General features: G+C 64.6%; 16 protein-coding genes. 2 read left to right on the plus strand and 14 right to left on the minus strand.

The features are described 5' to 3' along the window. Window positions 1-7: 7 nt before the first annotated feature. Both ACVW16_RS11025 and ACVW16_RS11030 read right to left on the minus strand, forming a co-directional pair. On the minus strand, window positions 8-2,329 hold the full coding sequence (locus ACVW16_RS11025; protein ID WP_456736137.1) for a molybdopterin guanine dinucleotide-containing S/N-oxide reductase: 2,322 nt from the start codon (window positions 2,327-2,329) through the stop codon (window positions 8-10). 859 nt (window positions 2,330-3,188) lie between these two features. After that, window positions 3,189-3,350 (minus strand): DUF2934 domain-containing protein, encoded by a 162-nt coding sequence (locus tag ACVW16_RS11030; protein ID WP_092239586.1) that lies wholly within the window; start codon window positions 3,348-3,350, stop codon window positions 3,189-3,191. A 372-nt stretch (window positions 3,351-3,722) separates the two neighbouring features. On the opposite strand from ACVW16_RS11030, the gene ACVW16_RS11035 reads away from it, so the two are divergent. Further along, window positions 3,723-4,601, plus strand: coding sequence for a carbohydrate ABC transporter permease (locus ACVW16_RS11035; RefSeq protein ID WP_456738225.1), 879 nt, complete (start codon window positions 3,723-3,725; stop codon window positions 4,599-4,601). Beyond that, entirely contained in the window at window positions 4,598-5,389 is a 792-nt protein-coding gene (locus ACVW16_RS11040) for a carbohydrate ABC transporter permease (protein WP_456736138.1), read from the plus strand. The genes ACVW16_RS11035 and ACVW16_RS11040 overlap by 4 nt, the downstream gene beginning before the upstream one ends. A 10-nt stretch (window positions 5,390-5,399) precedes the next feature. Here ACVW16_RS11040 and dhaK read toward each other — a convergent pair whose 3' ends face one another. The 12 genes from dhaK to ACVW16_RS11100 form a co-directional block, all read right to left on the minus strand. Beyond that, a complete protein-coding gene (gene dhaK, locus ACVW16_RS11045; RefSeq protein WP_456736139.1) occupies window positions 5,400-6,389 on the minus strand; it encodes a dihydroxyacetone kinase subunit DhaK in 990 nt (329 codons plus the stop codon). 38 nt (window positions 6,390-6,427) lie between these two features. Beyond that, window positions 6,428-6,859, minus strand: coding sequence for a hypothetical protein (locus tag ACVW16_RS11050; protein WP_456699259.1), 432 nt, complete (start codon window positions 6,857-6,859; stop codon window positions 6,428-6,430). Next, window positions 6,856-8,481: a phosphoenolpyruvate--protein phosphotransferase gene (ptsP, locus tag ACVW16_RS11055; protein WP_456699260.1), complete on the minus strand. Its 1,626-nt coding sequence runs from the start codon at window positions 8,479-8,481 to the stop codon at window positions 6,856-6,858. Before ptsP ends, ACVW16_RS11050 begins: the two co-directional genes overlap by 4 nt. Continuing rightward, complete coding sequence (locus ACVW16_RS11060; protein ID WP_456699261.1) at window positions 8,459-8,773, minus strand: HPr family phosphocarrier protein; 315 nt, start codon at window positions 8,771-8,773, stop codon at window positions 8,459-8,461. The genes ptsP and ACVW16_RS11060 overlap by 23 nt, the downstream gene beginning before the upstream one ends. Next, a complete protein-coding gene (gene dhaM, locus ACVW16_RS11065; protein ID WP_456699262.1) occupies window positions 8,766-9,152 on the minus strand; it encodes a dihydroxyacetone kinase phosphoryl donor subunit DhaM in 387 nt (128 codons plus the stop codon). Before dhaM ends, ACVW16_RS11060 begins: the two co-directional genes overlap by 8 nt. Beyond that, window positions 9,149-9,763: a dihydroxyacetone kinase subunit DhaL gene (gene dhaL, locus ACVW16_RS11070; protein ID WP_456736140.1), complete on the minus strand. Its 615-nt coding sequence runs from the start codon at window positions 9,761-9,763 to the stop codon at window positions 9,149-9,151. The genes dhaM and dhaL overlap by 4 nt, the downstream gene beginning before the upstream one ends. Beyond that, complete coding sequence (locus ACVW16_RS11075; RefSeq protein ID WP_456699264.1) at window positions 9,760-10,767, minus strand: ABC transporter ATP-binding protein; 1,008 nt, start codon at window positions 10,765-10,767, stop codon at window positions 9,760-9,762. The genes dhaL and ACVW16_RS11075 overlap by 4 nt, the downstream gene beginning before the upstream one ends. Then, a complete protein-coding gene (locus ACVW16_RS11080; RefSeq protein ID WP_456699265.1) occupies window positions 10,760-11,857 on the minus strand; it encodes an ABC transporter ATP-binding protein in 1,098 nt (365 codons plus the stop codon). The genes ACVW16_RS11075 and ACVW16_RS11080 overlap by 8 nt, the downstream gene beginning before the upstream one ends. Window positions 11,858-11,863: 6 nt before the next feature. After that, the gene (locus tag ACVW16_RS11085; protein ID WP_456736141.1) at window positions 11,864-12,076 is read right to left on the minus strand and encodes a hypothetical protein; all 213 of its coding nucleotides are present in this window, start codon (window positions 12,074-12,076) and stop codon (window positions 11,864-11,866) included. Then, window positions 12,073-13,026: a carbohydrate ABC transporter permease gene (locus tag ACVW16_RS11090; RefSeq protein ID WP_456699267.1), complete on the minus strand. Its 954-nt coding sequence runs from the start codon at window positions 13,024-13,026 to the stop codon at window positions 12,073-12,075. The genes ACVW16_RS11085 and ACVW16_RS11090 overlap by 4 nt, the downstream gene beginning before the upstream one ends. Next, window positions 13,023-13,982, minus strand: a complete 960-nt coding sequence (locus tag ACVW16_RS11095; RefSeq protein ID WP_456699268.1) for a carbohydrate ABC transporter permease — start codon at window positions 13,980-13,982, stop codon at window positions 13,023-13,025. The genes ACVW16_RS11090 and ACVW16_RS11095 overlap by 4 nt, the downstream gene beginning before the upstream one ends. A 101-nt stretch (window positions 13,983-14,083) precedes the next feature. Then, window positions 14,084-15,430: an ABC transporter substrate-binding protein gene (locus tag ACVW16_RS11100; protein ID WP_456736142.1), complete on the minus strand. Its 1,347-nt coding sequence runs from the start codon at window positions 15,428-15,430 to the stop codon at window positions 14,084-14,086. Window positions 15,431-15,507 lie beyond the last annotated feature (77 nt).

Here is a 15,507-nt window from a genome sequence, read left to right on the forward strand (position 1 = left end):
CGACCCGCTACACCGGATCGAACGCGCGGATCGGCGGCAGATTGCCGGTGAACTTCTCCACCTCGATCGTGGTGAGCTGGCCGGTGCAGCCTTGCGCAAAGGACGAGGTGCCGACGTCGCGCGTCAGCACGTTCGGATTGCCGTGGACGCAGAGCGGCGCCTCGTCTTCCGGGTCCATCGGATCATACCAGGCGCCGGTCGGCAGCTGCACCACACCGGCCGCGATGTCCTCGGTGACATGCACCGCGGCCAGGCACGCGCCGCGTTCGTTGAACAGGCGGATGACATCGCCGTCCACGATGCCGCGCGTATCGGCATCGCGCGGATTCATGCGCGCGACCTCGCGGCCACGATGCTTGGCGCCGAGCGAATGTCCGCCGAAATCGAGCTGGCTGTGCAAGCGCGTCACCGGCTGGTTGGCGACCAGGAAGCATGGCGCGCCGGGTTTCGGCATGTCGCTTTTCTCGAGCCAGACCGGATGGCCCGGACAATCCGCATCGCCGTGGCCGGCAATCTTCGCGGAGTAAATCTCGATGCGTCCGCTCGGCGTCGGCAGGGGATGCGCGGCGGGGTCTTCGCGAAAACTGCGCAAGCGACCGCCATCGTCGGGCTGTTGCGGCACCACCAGGCTCCCGCGCTGCCAGAATTCCTCGAAGCTCGGGGCCTCCAAGCCGCGCTTGGCGAGCGAGGCGCGCGTCGGCTCGTAAAGATGCTCCAGCCATTGCCGCGAGCTACGCCCTTCCGTGAACGGCTCGCGGGCGCCTAGCCGATCGGCGAGATCGGCAAAGATCTCGTAATCGTCGCGCGCGAGCCCGAACGGCTCGGCGATGCGATGCATCGCGACCATCAGCGGATCGTTGCTGGAATAGCCGATGTCCTCGCGCTCGAGCGTCATGGTCGAGGGCAGCACGATATCGGCGTGACGCGCGGTGGCGGTCCAGGCGAGTTCGTGCACGACCAGCGTATCGACCTTGGCGAAGGCCTTGCGCAGGCGGTTGATGTCCTGGTGATGATGGAACGGATTGCCGCCGGCCCAGTAGACCAGGCGAATGTCCGGATAGGTGCGCGTCTCGCCGTTGTAACGATAGGTGCTGCCGGGGTTGAGCAGCATATCGGCGATGCGCGCCACCGGAATGAAATCGCGGATACCGTTGCGGCCCTGCCCCAGCGTTGGCCCCGGCACGTCGTTGACGCGACGGCCGTAATAGCCGATCGCGCCGAGCGAATAGGCATATCCGCCGCCGGGAAGACCGATTTGGCCCAGCGCTGCCGCCAGCACCATGCCCATCCAGACCGGCTGCTCGCCATGTTCGGCACGCTGCAGCGAATGCGAGACGGTGATCAGCGCGCGCTTGCCGGCAAGGCGCCGCGCCAGCATGCGGATCGCATTTGCGTCGACGCCGCAGATCGCGGCCGCCCACGCGGCATCCTTGGCCTGCCCGTCGCTCGCACCGGTGAGGTAGCGCAAGAACACCGGCCAGCCCTCGGTGTAGCGGTCGAGGAAGGCCTGATCGTGCAGACCTTCGGCAACCAGCGTGTGGACCATGCCGAGCATCAGCGCGGTGTCGGTGCCTGGGATGCAGGTCATCCATTCCGCGCCGGCCTCGACCGGCAAATCCTCGCGCAGCGGACTCATCAGGATGAACTCGCAGCCGCGCGCCCGCGCCGTCGCCATGGCGCCGCGCTCGACATGTTTGCTGATGGAGCCTCCGGCCACCATCGAGTTCTTCAGCGCCATGCCGCCGAAGGCGAGCACGATCTCGGTCTCGTCGGCGATCTGCTGCCACGTGACGTTGCGCTTGGTGATGTCCTCGTAGCCCGCCATGATCTGCGGCAGCAGCACCGAGGACGCACCGGAGGAATAGGAATTCACCGAGCGGACATAGCCGCCCATCGCGATGTTGAGAAAGCGGTGCACCTGGCTCTGGGCGTGATGGAAGCGGCCGGCGCTGGCCCAGCCGTAGGAGCCGCCGAACACGGCGCCCGGGCCGCGCGTATCGCGGACGCGCGCCAGCTCGTCGCCGAGCAGGTCAAGCGCCTTCTCCCAGCTGACGGAAACGAATTCATCGCGGCCGCGGCGGTCGTCGGGACCAGGCCCGCGCTCGAGCCAGCCACGGCGGATCGCCGGTTGGGCGACGCGCGCCTGGTGGCGCAGCGCGCCGCGAAAATTGTCGATGATACCGTTCGGATCGGGATCGCCGCCATACGCCCTCACCTCCAGCCCGGCAGCGCTGTTGCGCGCGGAAAAAACGCCCCAATGCGAGGTGTGCGGCTTGAATCCATCCGACAAATCGAGGCCGGAATCGGGGAAGCCAATCGTATCGTCCATCGCGTGGCCCTCATCGCGGAGCGCCGTACAGGCGGCTCCGGTCGTCAGCATCGGGCCAATATAATGAGAGCCGCACGCGCAGGGCAACGCATTACCGATGTCTGGAACCGTACGCATGGCGGCGTCCCGCGAGTTGCAGGCCCTTCAGGGCAAAAAAGGCCTCCACACCTCCATTGCTAAGGAAGCGAAAAGAGGTGCTGGATTGCTTCGTCGCAAGAGAGCTCCTCGCAATGACGGAGCAAGGTGCAACAGCACACTGTTCTGCTGGCGTTCGAAGTTGCAGAAAGCCTTCGCGTGGTCCGAGTTCGAGCCCGAACCCGCCGGCTGACAACAATGGCGGCGGATCGAGCGCGCCGGCGAAATCCACGCCCGCATCGCCGGGCGGCGCCGTAGCCGGCTCGACGCAGGGAAGTGCCGCCCCACATGCCGGCATGTCCGGATCCGGCCAGAAATAGGCCGCAACATCTCGCGCGCGACATGACTCCAGCGTGTGTGGTTTGGGTCACAGCCGAATCGAGCGCCATTGCCTAGAACGGCTGAGCATGGCCGCAAACAAGGTAACGGCGGTACGCACCAGGCTGGGGAGGCGATCAACAGCTGCGGACTTGCGGAGCCGTCGCGGTGAGGAACCCGGCGGCTCTTTTTTGCTCGTGCGTGCGTCCATCGAAGCGCTGATGCACTCAATGCCAGATCGTATCCGCTTCGACGATCACGGCCCTGATCTCGGGGTCTTCCGCCGTGTTGCACGTGCAGGGCATGCCTGCGCCGCAACGGCATCCGCCCGCCTCTTCACTCCAGACCCGCAGCGGATGGTTTTCACAGACCCATCCCAGACCGCGGCAGAAGGGGCATAGCTTGGTCACAGCGTATCCGGCGTCCTTAAGGTGTTCGATCTGTCTTCGTTGCGCAGCTCCTGCTCGGCCGCGTGCCAAAACTCGTCCTCACGGCCCTCGGGCTTGCCGGCGCGCTCCCACAATTGGTGCGCCCGCTCTCTGATCTCTTGCTCATTCGGCTCGGACAATTGCGTCTCCTGTCATGAAGCGCGGCCTCACCCGGGTTTTTTGGGGCTGGAAAGCGGGGCCGCGCAGGCCAGCCATCGGCGACGACGCCGGCCCGCCGATTCAAGCTTTGATCTGGCGCAACAGTTCCTGTACCTGCGTCACCATAGACATCCGGCGGTGAAGTTTGCGCCGATTGCGACCGCTACGTCGTGCGACGCCTTCACTGTCGCAACCAGCAATGACCGACGCGCGGAGCTGCGGTGCCATCTTCCGGACTTGCCCGCGGCCCGTGTGGCGGGCTAGTTCAGGTTCGATCCGGAATGCTGAAAGGGCCTCGGTCTCGATCGAGGCCTTTTTCGTGCCCGGACGTGCCCCCGTTGCAATCGCCCGACATGAAGCCTTACGACAACAGAGCCTGGTTCCTGGTGCTTCCCGCGCTGGTCATTGTGACCTTCGTCGGAATCCTCCCCCTGGTCGCCGTCACCAATTACTCCTTCCAGGACTTATTCAGCCTGAACAACCCCTATTGGGTGGGTGTCGACTGGTACAGGAACATCGTGACTTCTGAACGGTTCTACGCCAGCCTGGGGCGAAGCCTTCTGTTCTCGGCCATCGTGCTGTCGATCCAGCTGCCGCTCGGCATCTGGATCGCGCTGTTGCTGCAGCGATCCCGCCAATTCATCGTCAGCGCGGTTCTCGTCCTGATCACCGTGCCGCTGGTGGTGCCCTGGAACATGATCCCGGTGATCTGGCTCAACTTCATCAATCCCAATGCCGGCCTCGCCGGGCGGATGCTGGCCTGGATGGGTATCGGGTTCGACTACAAGTTCAATGCCCTTCACACCTGGATCGTACTTGTCGTGATGGACACCTGGCATTGGCTCGGGCTCGTGGTCGTGCTGGCCTATGCCGGGATCTCCAGCATTCCGCCCGCCCACTATCAGGCCGCAGCGATCGATTCCGCGTCGCAATGGCAGGTGTTTCGCTACATCCAACTGCCGAAGATGAAGACCGTGCTGTCGATGGCGGTGCTGCTTCGCTTCATGGACAGTTTCATGATCTATATCGAGGCCTTCCGCATCAATGCCGGCGGACCCGACAGCGCCACCGCATTCCTCAGCCTCGACCTCGGCGAGGAAATCCAGTCCTTCAACTATGGACCGTCCGCAGCCCGCTCCATCGTCTACTTCCTGATCGTCCTGACGGTCGCGTGGACGTTCAAGGCGGCAACAAGCACGCGGGCGCCCGACGCCATGGAGCCGGCCAAGTGAAGTCATCGATCGGGCGGATCACCCTCTTCGCCGTGATAGCCGCCTTCGTGCTGGTGCCGCTGGCGCAGACGATCATCACAAGCTTCGTCTCGACGTTGCCGCGCGCCGGGATCGCGGACGGACATTTCAGCCTCGTCAACTACCAGAACATCTTCCAGTCACCGGTCCTGAAGGAATCGATTCTCAACTCCATCATCTATGTCGTGCTGAATGTCGCGCTCTGCCTCGGCGTCGGCCTGCCGGCCGCCTACGCATTCGCGCGCTACGGGTTCGCCGGCGATCGCCAGCTGTTCTTCCTGCTGCTGGTGTTCCGCATCACGCCGACCGTCGTGCTCTCGCTGCCGATCTTCGTGCTGTTCGCGCAGATCGGGCTGGCGAATACACCCGTCGGCATCGCGCTGGTTCATTGCGTCTTCAACATTCCGATCTCGATTTGGATCCTGGAGGGTTTTATCGCCGCAGTGCCGCGCGAGTTCGACGAGACGGCGTTCCTTGACGGCCACTCGCTCCCGAGCTTCTTCTTCCGCCATCTCATTCCCGCCATTGCGCCGGGCATCGGCGTGGCCGCGTTCTTCTGCTTCATCTTTTCCTGGGTTGAGGTGGTGCTGGCCCGCATCCTGACGACAACAGGCGGCAAGCCGATCACCATGGCCATCAACGCGCTGTTCGGCTTCCGGACCGATGTCGGCCTCGTCATGGCGATGACCGTGCTCGCGCTCGTTCCGGGGGTAGCGATGATCTATTTCGTGCGCAATCACCTCGCCAAGGGCTTTGTGATCCGCACCTGAGCCGAATCGACTAGATGCCCCAGCGCAGCGCCGCGGTATGCACCGGGGCGTCCCACAATTCCTTTGACGCGCCGTCGAGCACGGAGACGGTGATCGATGCTCCGGCCATGTCGAGAGAGGTCACGTAAGACCCGGTCAGGAATCGCGTCGCCGTGATCGCCGCCCCGTCCAGAATGCGCTTGGCGCTGTTGGCCATCAGATACAGCTCGATCAGCGGCGTTGCGCCGAACCCGTTGACCAGAAGCAGGACTTCGCTGCCCTTGCTCGGTGCGAGATCCCCCAGGATCGCATTGAGCATCTCGGCCGCGATGTCATCGGCGGATGCCAGCGGCACCCTGCGGCGCCCCGGCTCGCCATGAATACCGACGCCCATTTCCATTTCGTCGTCGGCCAGCGTGAAGTTCGGCCGGCCCGCCGCCGGAACGGTGCATGGCAGCAGCGCCACGCCCATCGAGCGGGTGCGCCTGTTGACGTCATCGCCGAGCGTCTTGAGCGCGGCGAGCGGCAGGCCCTTTTCGGCCGCGGCGCCGACCATCTTTTCCACGATCAGCGTGCCCGCCACACCGCGACGGCCCGTCGTGTAGGTCGATTTCTCGACCGCGACGTCGTCATTGGTCACCACGCTCGCGACCTCGCGGCCGGCCATCTCGGCGGCCATGGTGAAGTTCATCACATCGCCTTCGTAATTCTTGACGATGAATAGCACGCCCGCACCGGTGTCGACGGCCTCGGCGGCCTCGATCATCTGATCCGGCGTCGGCGAGGTGAAGACCTGGCCCGGACAGGCCGCGTCGAGCATGCCCTGGCCGACGAAGCCCGCATGCAGCGGTTCATGGCCGGAGCCCCCGCCCGAGATCAGCGCGACCTTGCCCGGCTTCAGATTGCGGCGGCGCACGAACTTCCTGTCGGCACCGAGCAGCAGGATATCGGCATGGGCTGCCGCCAACCCGTCAAGACTCTCTTCGAGCACCGTATCGGCGCTGTTGATCAGCTTTTTCATGGCGTCCTCCCGATTATTTATCTTGTGTTCCGAATTCGTCAGCCGATGCTCTCGGCGTAGCGCGCAAGCTGGGCGGCAAAGTCGATGACGAGCTGCTCGAGCGCGCGATTTTTCTTGTCATCGCCGAGATCCGGCACCGTCACGGTAACCGTGCGCGTGCGCGCCTCGCGATGGGCACCGCGCAGCCGACCCGGATGCGCGCGCCCATAGGCCTGGAGGAAAGCCGTCCGCTCGGCGCCCGAGAGATGGCAGACCTCGAAGATGATCGCGACATGCTTGGCCGGAATCGGCACCAGATAGGCCGGATTGGTGATCTGGCTGACGAAGGAGCGGTTCTTGCCCAGCGCCGCCGCGAGTTTCAAGCGCGTTCCGGATGGCCGGTTGTCGAGCGCCCGCCGCAGGATCAGCTTGTAGTCGGCGACATTGCTGTCGCCCGGCCGGCTTGTGTCTTCGTCGTTATCATCCGTCATGCAGTCACCCCGGCGATGGCGGCCTTGAGCCTGGCCACCGCAATCGGCGAGACCGAAAGAGTCGTCAAGCCTGTCGCCAGCAGCGCCTTGGTCAGACGCGTATCCGCCGCGGCATCGCCGCAGAGCGAGACCTCGACGCCGCGCTTGCGCCCGGCTTCGACCGTTCGCGCGATCAGCGCCAGCACCGCGGGATGGCCGGCATCGTTGAGATCGGCGACAGCGCCGATGTCGCGCGCCGCGGCCATTGTGTATTGGGTCAGGTCGTTCGACCCGATGGAATAGAACGCCGCGCCGAAGTCCTCTGCACATAGCGCCGCCGACGGGATTTCGACCATGATGCCGAGCAACGGACGGGCGCAGGCGGTGCCCGCAGCCTTGAGTGCCGCGAACTCCGCATCCAGCATGGCGTTGGCGCGATCGAGCTCCGCAGGGATCGCGATCATCGGAAGCATCACCTTGAGCGTCCCGTGGACAGCCGCACGGCAAAGCGCCCGCAACTGCACGCGAAACACCTCCGGCCGCGCCAGCGACAGCCGGATCCCGCGCAAACCCAGGAACGGATTGCGCTCATCATCCACCGTGACGCCGGGGATTGGCTTGTCGCCGCCGGCATCGAGGGTGCGGATCGTGACCGGCCGTCCAGCGGCCCATTCGAGGATGCGCCGGTAGACCGCATATTGCGCATCCTCGCCGGGAAGTCCCCTCGATCCTTCGAACAGAAACTCCGTCCGCACGAGACCAATGCCATCGCAAATTGCGGGATCGAGGCCTTCGACGTCTTCGGGCGCAGCGACGTTGAGGAGGACGGCGATGCGACGGCCGTCCGCCGTCAGCGCCGGTTTGAGACGACCGGCATCGGCAGCGATCCGTGCAGCATTCGCCGCCGCCATGCGGTCCTCGAAAAGGCGGCGCGTCTCGGGCTTGGGATCGAAGATCACGGTGCCGGCGTCACCGTCGACCAGCGCCACTGACGGCGGCTGTCCGTTCCACGGCAATGGACCCAGTCCAACCACCATCGGGGCACCGCGCGAGCGCGCGAGCATCGCGACATGCGACGACGGCGACCCGCTCGCCAGCGCAATGGCACCGCCACGGGTCCAGTCGACGGCGAGGAACGTCGAGGGCGAGATATCGTCACCGGTGACGACGGATTCGCCTGATATCCTTGCGATCGCATCCGCACCACTCAATCCTGCGAGCACGCGATCGCGAATGTCGACGAGATCCGCGGCGCGCGCCCGGAAATACTCCTCGTCCGCCGCACGATAGCCTGCGATCTCCGCGTCGAGTGCCGTGCGCCAGGCCTCGTCCGCAGCCGTGCCGGTGGCCACAGCTTCATACGCACTTTCCGCAAGCGCATCGTCACCCAGCATCGCGACCTGGAACTCCAGGATCTCCGCGGCCTCGCCGTGAACCGTCGCGATCAGTTCAGCGAGTTCGGCTGCCGCCCCGTCGATGGCCGCCTTCAGCGCTGCGGCTTCCTGAGCCGGATCGCCCTTCGTCACCCTGCTCGCGACTTCTCTCGTCAGCACCGCGACCGGGCCGATGGCGAGGCCAGGCGAGGCGGGATGGCCGGTGAGATGGATCTCGCCCACGATTCTACGCCTCGCCAAAACCGTCATGCACCAGCGCCAGCATGGCCGCGAGCGCCGCGTCGCCATCGGGACCGGCGACGCGGAAATGCAGGGTCGCGCCCTGCGGCGCCTTTACGCGCATCACCTTCACCGGGCTCTTGGCGTCGGTCCAGGGCCCCTCGGCGGCAAGCGCAATTTCGATCTTGGCGGCAAAGCCTTTGGCGCATTGCGTGAGCTTCACCGACGGCCGCGCGTGCAGGCCGACCGGATTGACGAGGACCGCCGAGGCGGTCAGCGGCGCAAACGTCTGAGCCACCCGGTTGGCGTTGGCATCATGCATAGAATTCCTCCGCACTGCGCTTGACGGCGGCCAGCGATGAGCCACCCGAAGATTCGGTCGCGGCGATCACAGCCCCCTCGACCACCGGGGCATTACAGACCAGCACGCGCGCGCGCCGGTCTTCAGGCAGCATCTCGACCGCCATCTCCGAATTGGTCTCGGCACCACCGAGATCGACGAGGATGGCGACGCCCGCCGATGACCAGGCGTTCTCGATCGCCTCGAGAATCCCAGCGACGTTCGTACCGAGCCCGCCATCGACATCGCCGCCGGTCCAGGCCAGCGGCACCGCGTCTCCCACCATCTGGCGCACCATATCGGCCGCACCTTCCGCGATCTTCGGCGAATGCGACACGATGACAATTCCGACGTTGCTCATGGGTTGACCTCGAACTCCAGTGTCTCGACTGCTGCGCCGATCAGAAGCGACGCCGAGCGCGAGCCCGGATCCATATGACCGATGGAACGTTCGCCCAGAAACGACGCGCGGCCGCGAATCGCCTGCATCGGCGTGGTGCGATCGGCCGCTTCCGCAGCCTCGGCTGCGATCGCCTTGGCATCGCCGCCGCCCGCCAGCACGGCGTGCACGGGCACCAGGACATCGAGCAGCGTCTTCTGTCCCGCCTCGGAACGGCCGCGCGCCTTGACGGCCTCGATCGCCTTCTCCGTCGCCGCAACGAGATCGGCGCGGCTCGGCTGCTCCGGAAGCGCCGTGCCCAGTTCCATGAAGAAGGTTCCGACCAGTGGCCCCGACGCACCGCCGACCTTCATGACCAAGGTCATTCCGATCGCCTTCAGCATCTCGGGGAGCGACTTGTCGGCAAGGCCGGGCAACGCCGCGAGCACCGCCTCGAAACCGCGCTTCATGTTCAGCCCGTGATCGCCGTCGCCAATCGCCTGATCGAGGCTCGTCAGCTCGTCCGCGTGTTCAATCACTGAGCCTGCCAGCGCTCGCACCAATTTTTCCCTGGCATCCCGATCGAGGCTCATGCCGCTACCCTCCCGCCGTTCGCATCGAAATACAGCGGCTTGTTCAGACGGAGCGACACGACGTCTCCGGCGTCGAAGCCCGCCTCGGGATCCGCTAGCGTCACGACCGGTCGGCCGGCGAGATCGAGATGGAGATGGCTCTGGTCGCCGAGGTGCTCGACCCGCTTGACGGTCGCCGAGATGTCGCCGCCGCCGCGCGCAATCGTCAAATGTTCGGTCCGCGCGCCAATCGTCTCGACCCCATCAGGCGCGCGGCCGAACAGCGCCGCGGGCAGCAGATTGATCACCGGCTGGCCCAGCCGCGCCGCGACATGCGCGTTGATCGGGTTCTCGTAGATCTCCCGCGGCGTGCCGATCTGCATCAGCCGCCCGCCTTCGATCACGCCGATGCGCGAGGCCATGGTCATCGCCTCGGTCTGGTCGTGCGTGACATAGAGGATCGTCGCGCCGAGATCGACCTGGATCCTCTTGAGTTCGAGCCGCAGCTCGCCGCGCAGCTTGGCATCCAGCGAGGAGAGCGGCTCGTCCATCAGGTAGATCGAGGGCGAACGGACCAGCGCCCGGCCGATCGCGACGCGCTGCATCTGCCCGCCCGACAGCTGTGTCGCCTTGTTGTCGAGCTTGGTCTCGATGTGAAGCAGACGTGCGATCTCCTGCACCTTGGCGCGAATGTCGGCTTCGGCCACGCGGCGGGTCGGCGCTCGCAACGAGAAAGCCATGTTCTCGAACACGGTGAGATGCGGATACAGTGAATATTGCTGGAAGACGAAGGCGACGTCACGATCGGCCGGTGCATCGCCGGTCACGTCACGTCCGTCGATGCGGATCGCGCCGCGATCCGGCTGCTCCAATCCGGCTATCAAGCGCAATGCCGTTGTCTTGCCGGCGCCGGTCGGCCCAAGCAATGCGACGAATTCGCCGTTGGCCACGGTCAGCGACAGATCGCTGAGAGCCTGCGTCCTGCCGAAGGCCTTGGAGACAGCGTTGATCTCGACCTCAGCCATGCGCACCTCCGTCATGCAGTGCAGTGCGTATCGCCCGGCCCGATGCCTTGTCGAAGATCGACAGCGTATCCGGCCGGAAGTCGAGCCCGACAGTCTCGCCGGTCCGAAACGACCGGCTGCTCGGTGAGCGGGCTTTGAGCGCACCGTAATGGGTCGTCACGGTCACGATCTGCATCGTGCCCAGATATTCCGTGCCATAGACCTCGCCGCGCACCATGCCGCGATCGGCGAACCGCACATGCTCGGGCCGCACGCCGAGCACGAGCTCGCTTTCCCTCATCGCCTCGCGGGCCGCCGGAATGGCCACGTCGCGCTCGCCGAGCCGGATCGCCTCTGCGCCGGTCTGCAAGCCACTACGGAACGGCAGGAAGTTCATCGGTGGCGAGCCGATGAAGTCGGCAACGAACAGCGAAGCCGGCCGGTCATAGATGTCGCGCGGACTTGCGACCTGCTCGACGACGCCGTTGTTCATCACCGCGATCCTGTCAGCCATCGCCATGGCTTCGAGCTGGTCATGGGTGACATAGACGGTGGTCGCTCCCAGGCGATCATGAAGAGCCCGCAGTTCATGAATCATGGCATCGCGCATCTCGGTATCGAGTGCACCGAGTGGCTCGTCCATCAGAAAGCACTTCGGCTTGCGCACGATCGCCCGCCCCAGCGCGACGCGCTGCCGGTCGCCCCCGGCGAGGCCCGAGACCGAGCGGTCGAGGAGATGGGAAATCCGCAGGATGCGCGCGGCCTCTACAACCCGCCGGTCGCGTTCGGCCGCGCCGATCCCTTCGCATGTCAGGGGAAAGCCGATGTTGCGCCGGACATTCATGTGCGGATAGAGCGCGAACAGCTGGAACACGAAGGCGATGTCGCGTGCCGAGGCGCGATTCATCGTCACGTCCTCGCCGTCGAGCCGGATGGTGCCTGCCGTCGGCAGCTCCAGGCCCGCGATCATGCGCAGCGTGGTGGTCTTGCCGCAGCCGGACGGTCCGAGCAGGCAGAGGAACTGGCCGTCCTCCACCGTGAAGCTGGCAGACTTCACCGCATGAAAGCTGCCAAAGGATTTGTCGAGCGCCTCGACCTTGATCTGTGCCATCGCGCGCTACTCCCTTACCTTGGACACGATGGTGAACATCACCGTGCCGAACAGGGTCGTCGCAAACGACCAGGAATAAAGTGTCAGGGACAATGGCTGCATCAGCATCACCACGCCGGCGGCGATGATCGTCGTCGCGACGGCTTCGAGTGGACCGCGGCGCAGAATGCGGTCGGCAACACCACGACGCGCGACGGAGGGGGCGAGATCGATGCTCATTTGCGCACAGCTCCAAAGGTGATGCCGCGCAGCAGGTGCTTGCGAAGCAAGACCGTGAACACCACGATCGGCACCAGAAACAGCGTCGTGCCGGCGGCCACCGCGGGCCAGTCCTGCCCGCCCTCGCCGATGATGATCGGAATGAACGGCGGCGCGGTCTGCGCGTTGCCTGAGGTGAGAAGCACCGCGAAGGCGTATTCGTTCCAGGCGAAGATCAGGCAGAAGATCGCGGTTGCCGCGATTCCCGTGGTCGCCTGCGGCAGCACCACCTTCACGAAGGCCTGGAAGCGGGTGTAGCCGTCGATCATCGCCGCCTCCTCGTACTCGCGCGGGATTTCGTCGATGAAGCCTTTGAGCAGCCAGACTGCGAGCGAGACGTTCACCGAGGTGTAGAGCAGGATCATCCCGAGTCGCGTATCCGACAAACCGATGGTGCGGTACATCAGATAAATCGGGATCGCGACCGCGATCGGCGGCATCATCCGGGTCGACAGGATGAAGAACAGCAGGTCATCCTTCAGCGGCACGCGGAAGCGCGAGAAGCCGTAGGCCGACAAGGTGCCGAGCGCAACGGCGAGCACGGTCGAGCCGAACGCAATGATCAGGGAATTGACGAAGCGCGGCACGTAATTCGAGCGACCGGCGACCACCATGTTGCGGTCGCGCACGATGCTGTCGCACAGCCCCTGCGGCGGTCCCAGCGAGCGGATGAACTCCGGCGTCTGGCGCGAGCGCGTCGTGAACAGGTTGCAGAAGCCTTCGAGCGATGGCTTGAACAGCACCTTGGGCGGATAGGAGATCGCATCGTCAGGCGACTTGAACGCGGTGAGCATGATCCAGACCAGCGGGATCATGGTGATGACGGCGTAGAGCACGACGAGCGAGCCGGCAAGGCGCCGCGTCGTGGCCGACGGCTCGACGACCGAATGGGCTGTGGTGACTGATGTCATCGGCTTTTCACCTTGTTCAACGCCTTCACGTAGATGTTGGCGAGACCGAAGACCGTCACGAACAGGATGATCGCGAAGGCCGAGGAATAGCCGGTGCGCCAACTCTCGAACGCGGCACGCTTGAGCGTGATCGAGGCGACTTCCGTGGTCGATCCCGGCCCGCCGCCGGTGAGCAGATTGACCATGTCGAACATCTTGAAATTCTCGATGCCGCGGAACAGCACCGCCAGCATGATGAACGGCAGCGCCATCGGCAGCGTGATCGACCAGAACTGCCGCCATTTCGACGCGCGGTCGACCTCGGCGGCCTCATAGATGTAATCAGGGATCGAACGCAGGCCGGCGAGGCAAATCAGCATCACATAGGGCGTCCACATCCAGGCATCGACGATGACGATGGCCCAGGGGCTCAGCGTGACGTCGCCCAGCATCTGGAAGGACGAGGCGGCGCGGCCGGTAAGGAAGGCGACGACGTAATTGAACAGGCCGATCTGCGGCTGGTACAGGAACGTCCAGAAATTGCCGACCACGGCCGGCGACAGCATCATCGGCAGCAGGATGATCGTGGTCCACATCCCATGGCCGCGGAACTTCTTGTCAATGAGATAGGCCAGGCCAAATCCGAGGACGGTCTCGATCACCACCGTCCAGATCACGAAATGCGCGGTGACCTGCATTGCCGCCCAGATGTCCGGATCGGTCAGGATCGATTGGTACCAGTCGGCGCCGAGCCAGATCGTCGGCACGTTGGCCCTGTTGGCGCGGTAATTCGTGAAAGACAGATAGATGGTCCAGAGCAGCGGAAAGATGTTGATCGCCAGCAGCAGCACGATCGTCGGCGTGATGAAGAGCCAGGCGAGCATCCTGTCCGACAGGCCCCGGATACGGCGCGCGACGCCTGGCCGGACCATGACGGCCCGATAGGTGATCCGCGAAGAGGCACTCAATTCATTCATTGCAGCGACCGATCCTGGCACCCGGCGTCGACGATGCGACTGTTCCGGTCATCTTGAAGGAAAGGCCGGAGCGCGAGCGCACGCGCCCCGGCCAGCGTGCTTCAGAACTTCTTGCCTTCTTCCTTGAAGATCGCTTTCCAGTCCTTCACCAGACCGTCGAGCGCTTCCTGTGCGGTGCCCTTGTCGGCCACCACATAGTCGTGCACGCGCTTCTGCTCCGCCTGCAGCAACTGGGCGTAGGACGGCTCCGCCCAGAAGTCGACGACCATGCCCATTGACTGCAGGAACTCCTTGGCGAAGGGCGCGCTACCGGGGAAGCTCGGATCGTTCAGCACCGATTTGGCGCAGGAATAGCCGCCGAGCGCCCACCACTTCTTCTGGACGTCCCCCCCGGAGAACCACTTGATGTATTGCAGCGCTTCGGCCTGGTTCTTGGAGTAGGACACCACCGAGATGCCCTGGCCGCCGAGTTGTGTCGCCTGTCCGGCGGGACCGGCCGGATTGACGAAGAAGCCGATCTTGTCGCCACCGACATTCGGGTCCTTGTAGAGGCCCGGGAAGAAGGCGAAGAAGTTCATCTGCAGCGCGACCTGGCCGGACTTGAAGGCATCAAGTCCCTCCGACATGTAGGAGTTGGAGGCGCCCGGCGGCGTGCAGCACTTGTAGAGCTCCTTGTAGGCTTCGAGCCCCTTCACCGCGCCGGGCGAATTCACGAGCCCGTCCATCGCATAGGGCTTCTTAGGATCGTCGTATTTGAAACCGTAGTCGTAGAGGTAGTTCGAGACACCCATGGTGATGCCTTCCGAGCCACGCTCGGTGTAGATCGAGGCGCCATAGACCTTCTTGCCGTCGATGTCGCGGCCCTGGAAGAATTGCGCGATGTCCTTGAGCTCATCGAGCGTCTTCGGCACGCCGATCTCGCGGCCGTACTTTGCCTTGAAGTCCTTCTGCACGTCCGGCCGCGCGAACCAGTCCTTGCGATAGGTCCAGCCCACCGCATCGCCCATCGCCGGCAGCGCCCAGTAGTTCGGCGAGTTCTTCGGCCACTCGGAATAGCCGACCACCGTCGCCGGCATGTAGTCGTCCATGCTGATTCCTTCCTTCTTGAAGAAATCGTTGAGCTTGACGTATTGGCCGTTCTCCGCGGCGCCACCGATCCATTGTGAATCGCCGATGATGAGGTCGCACAGCGAGCCGCGCGAATTGAGCTCGTTCAGGAAGCGATCGGCGTAATTGGTCCACGGCACGAACTCGAACTTCATGCCGATACCCGATTTGGCGGTGAAGTCCTTCGACAATTCGACCAGCGCGTTGGCCGGGTCCCATGCGGCCCAGCACAACGTGATGGTCTTGCCCTGCGCCTGCGCGGGCGTGGTCCCCGCTGCGACACCGAGCGCGGCGGCAACAGCCCCGCATGCCACGACAAACGTATTCATCGTCCGTTTCATTGCACGTTCCCTCCGAGTGGGCCGGCCATCGACATGGCGCGGCGTTCCTACCCGCTCGAATGCTTCGAGCAGAGCGA

Source organism: Bradyrhizobium sp. USDA 4474, assembly GCF_054057515.1.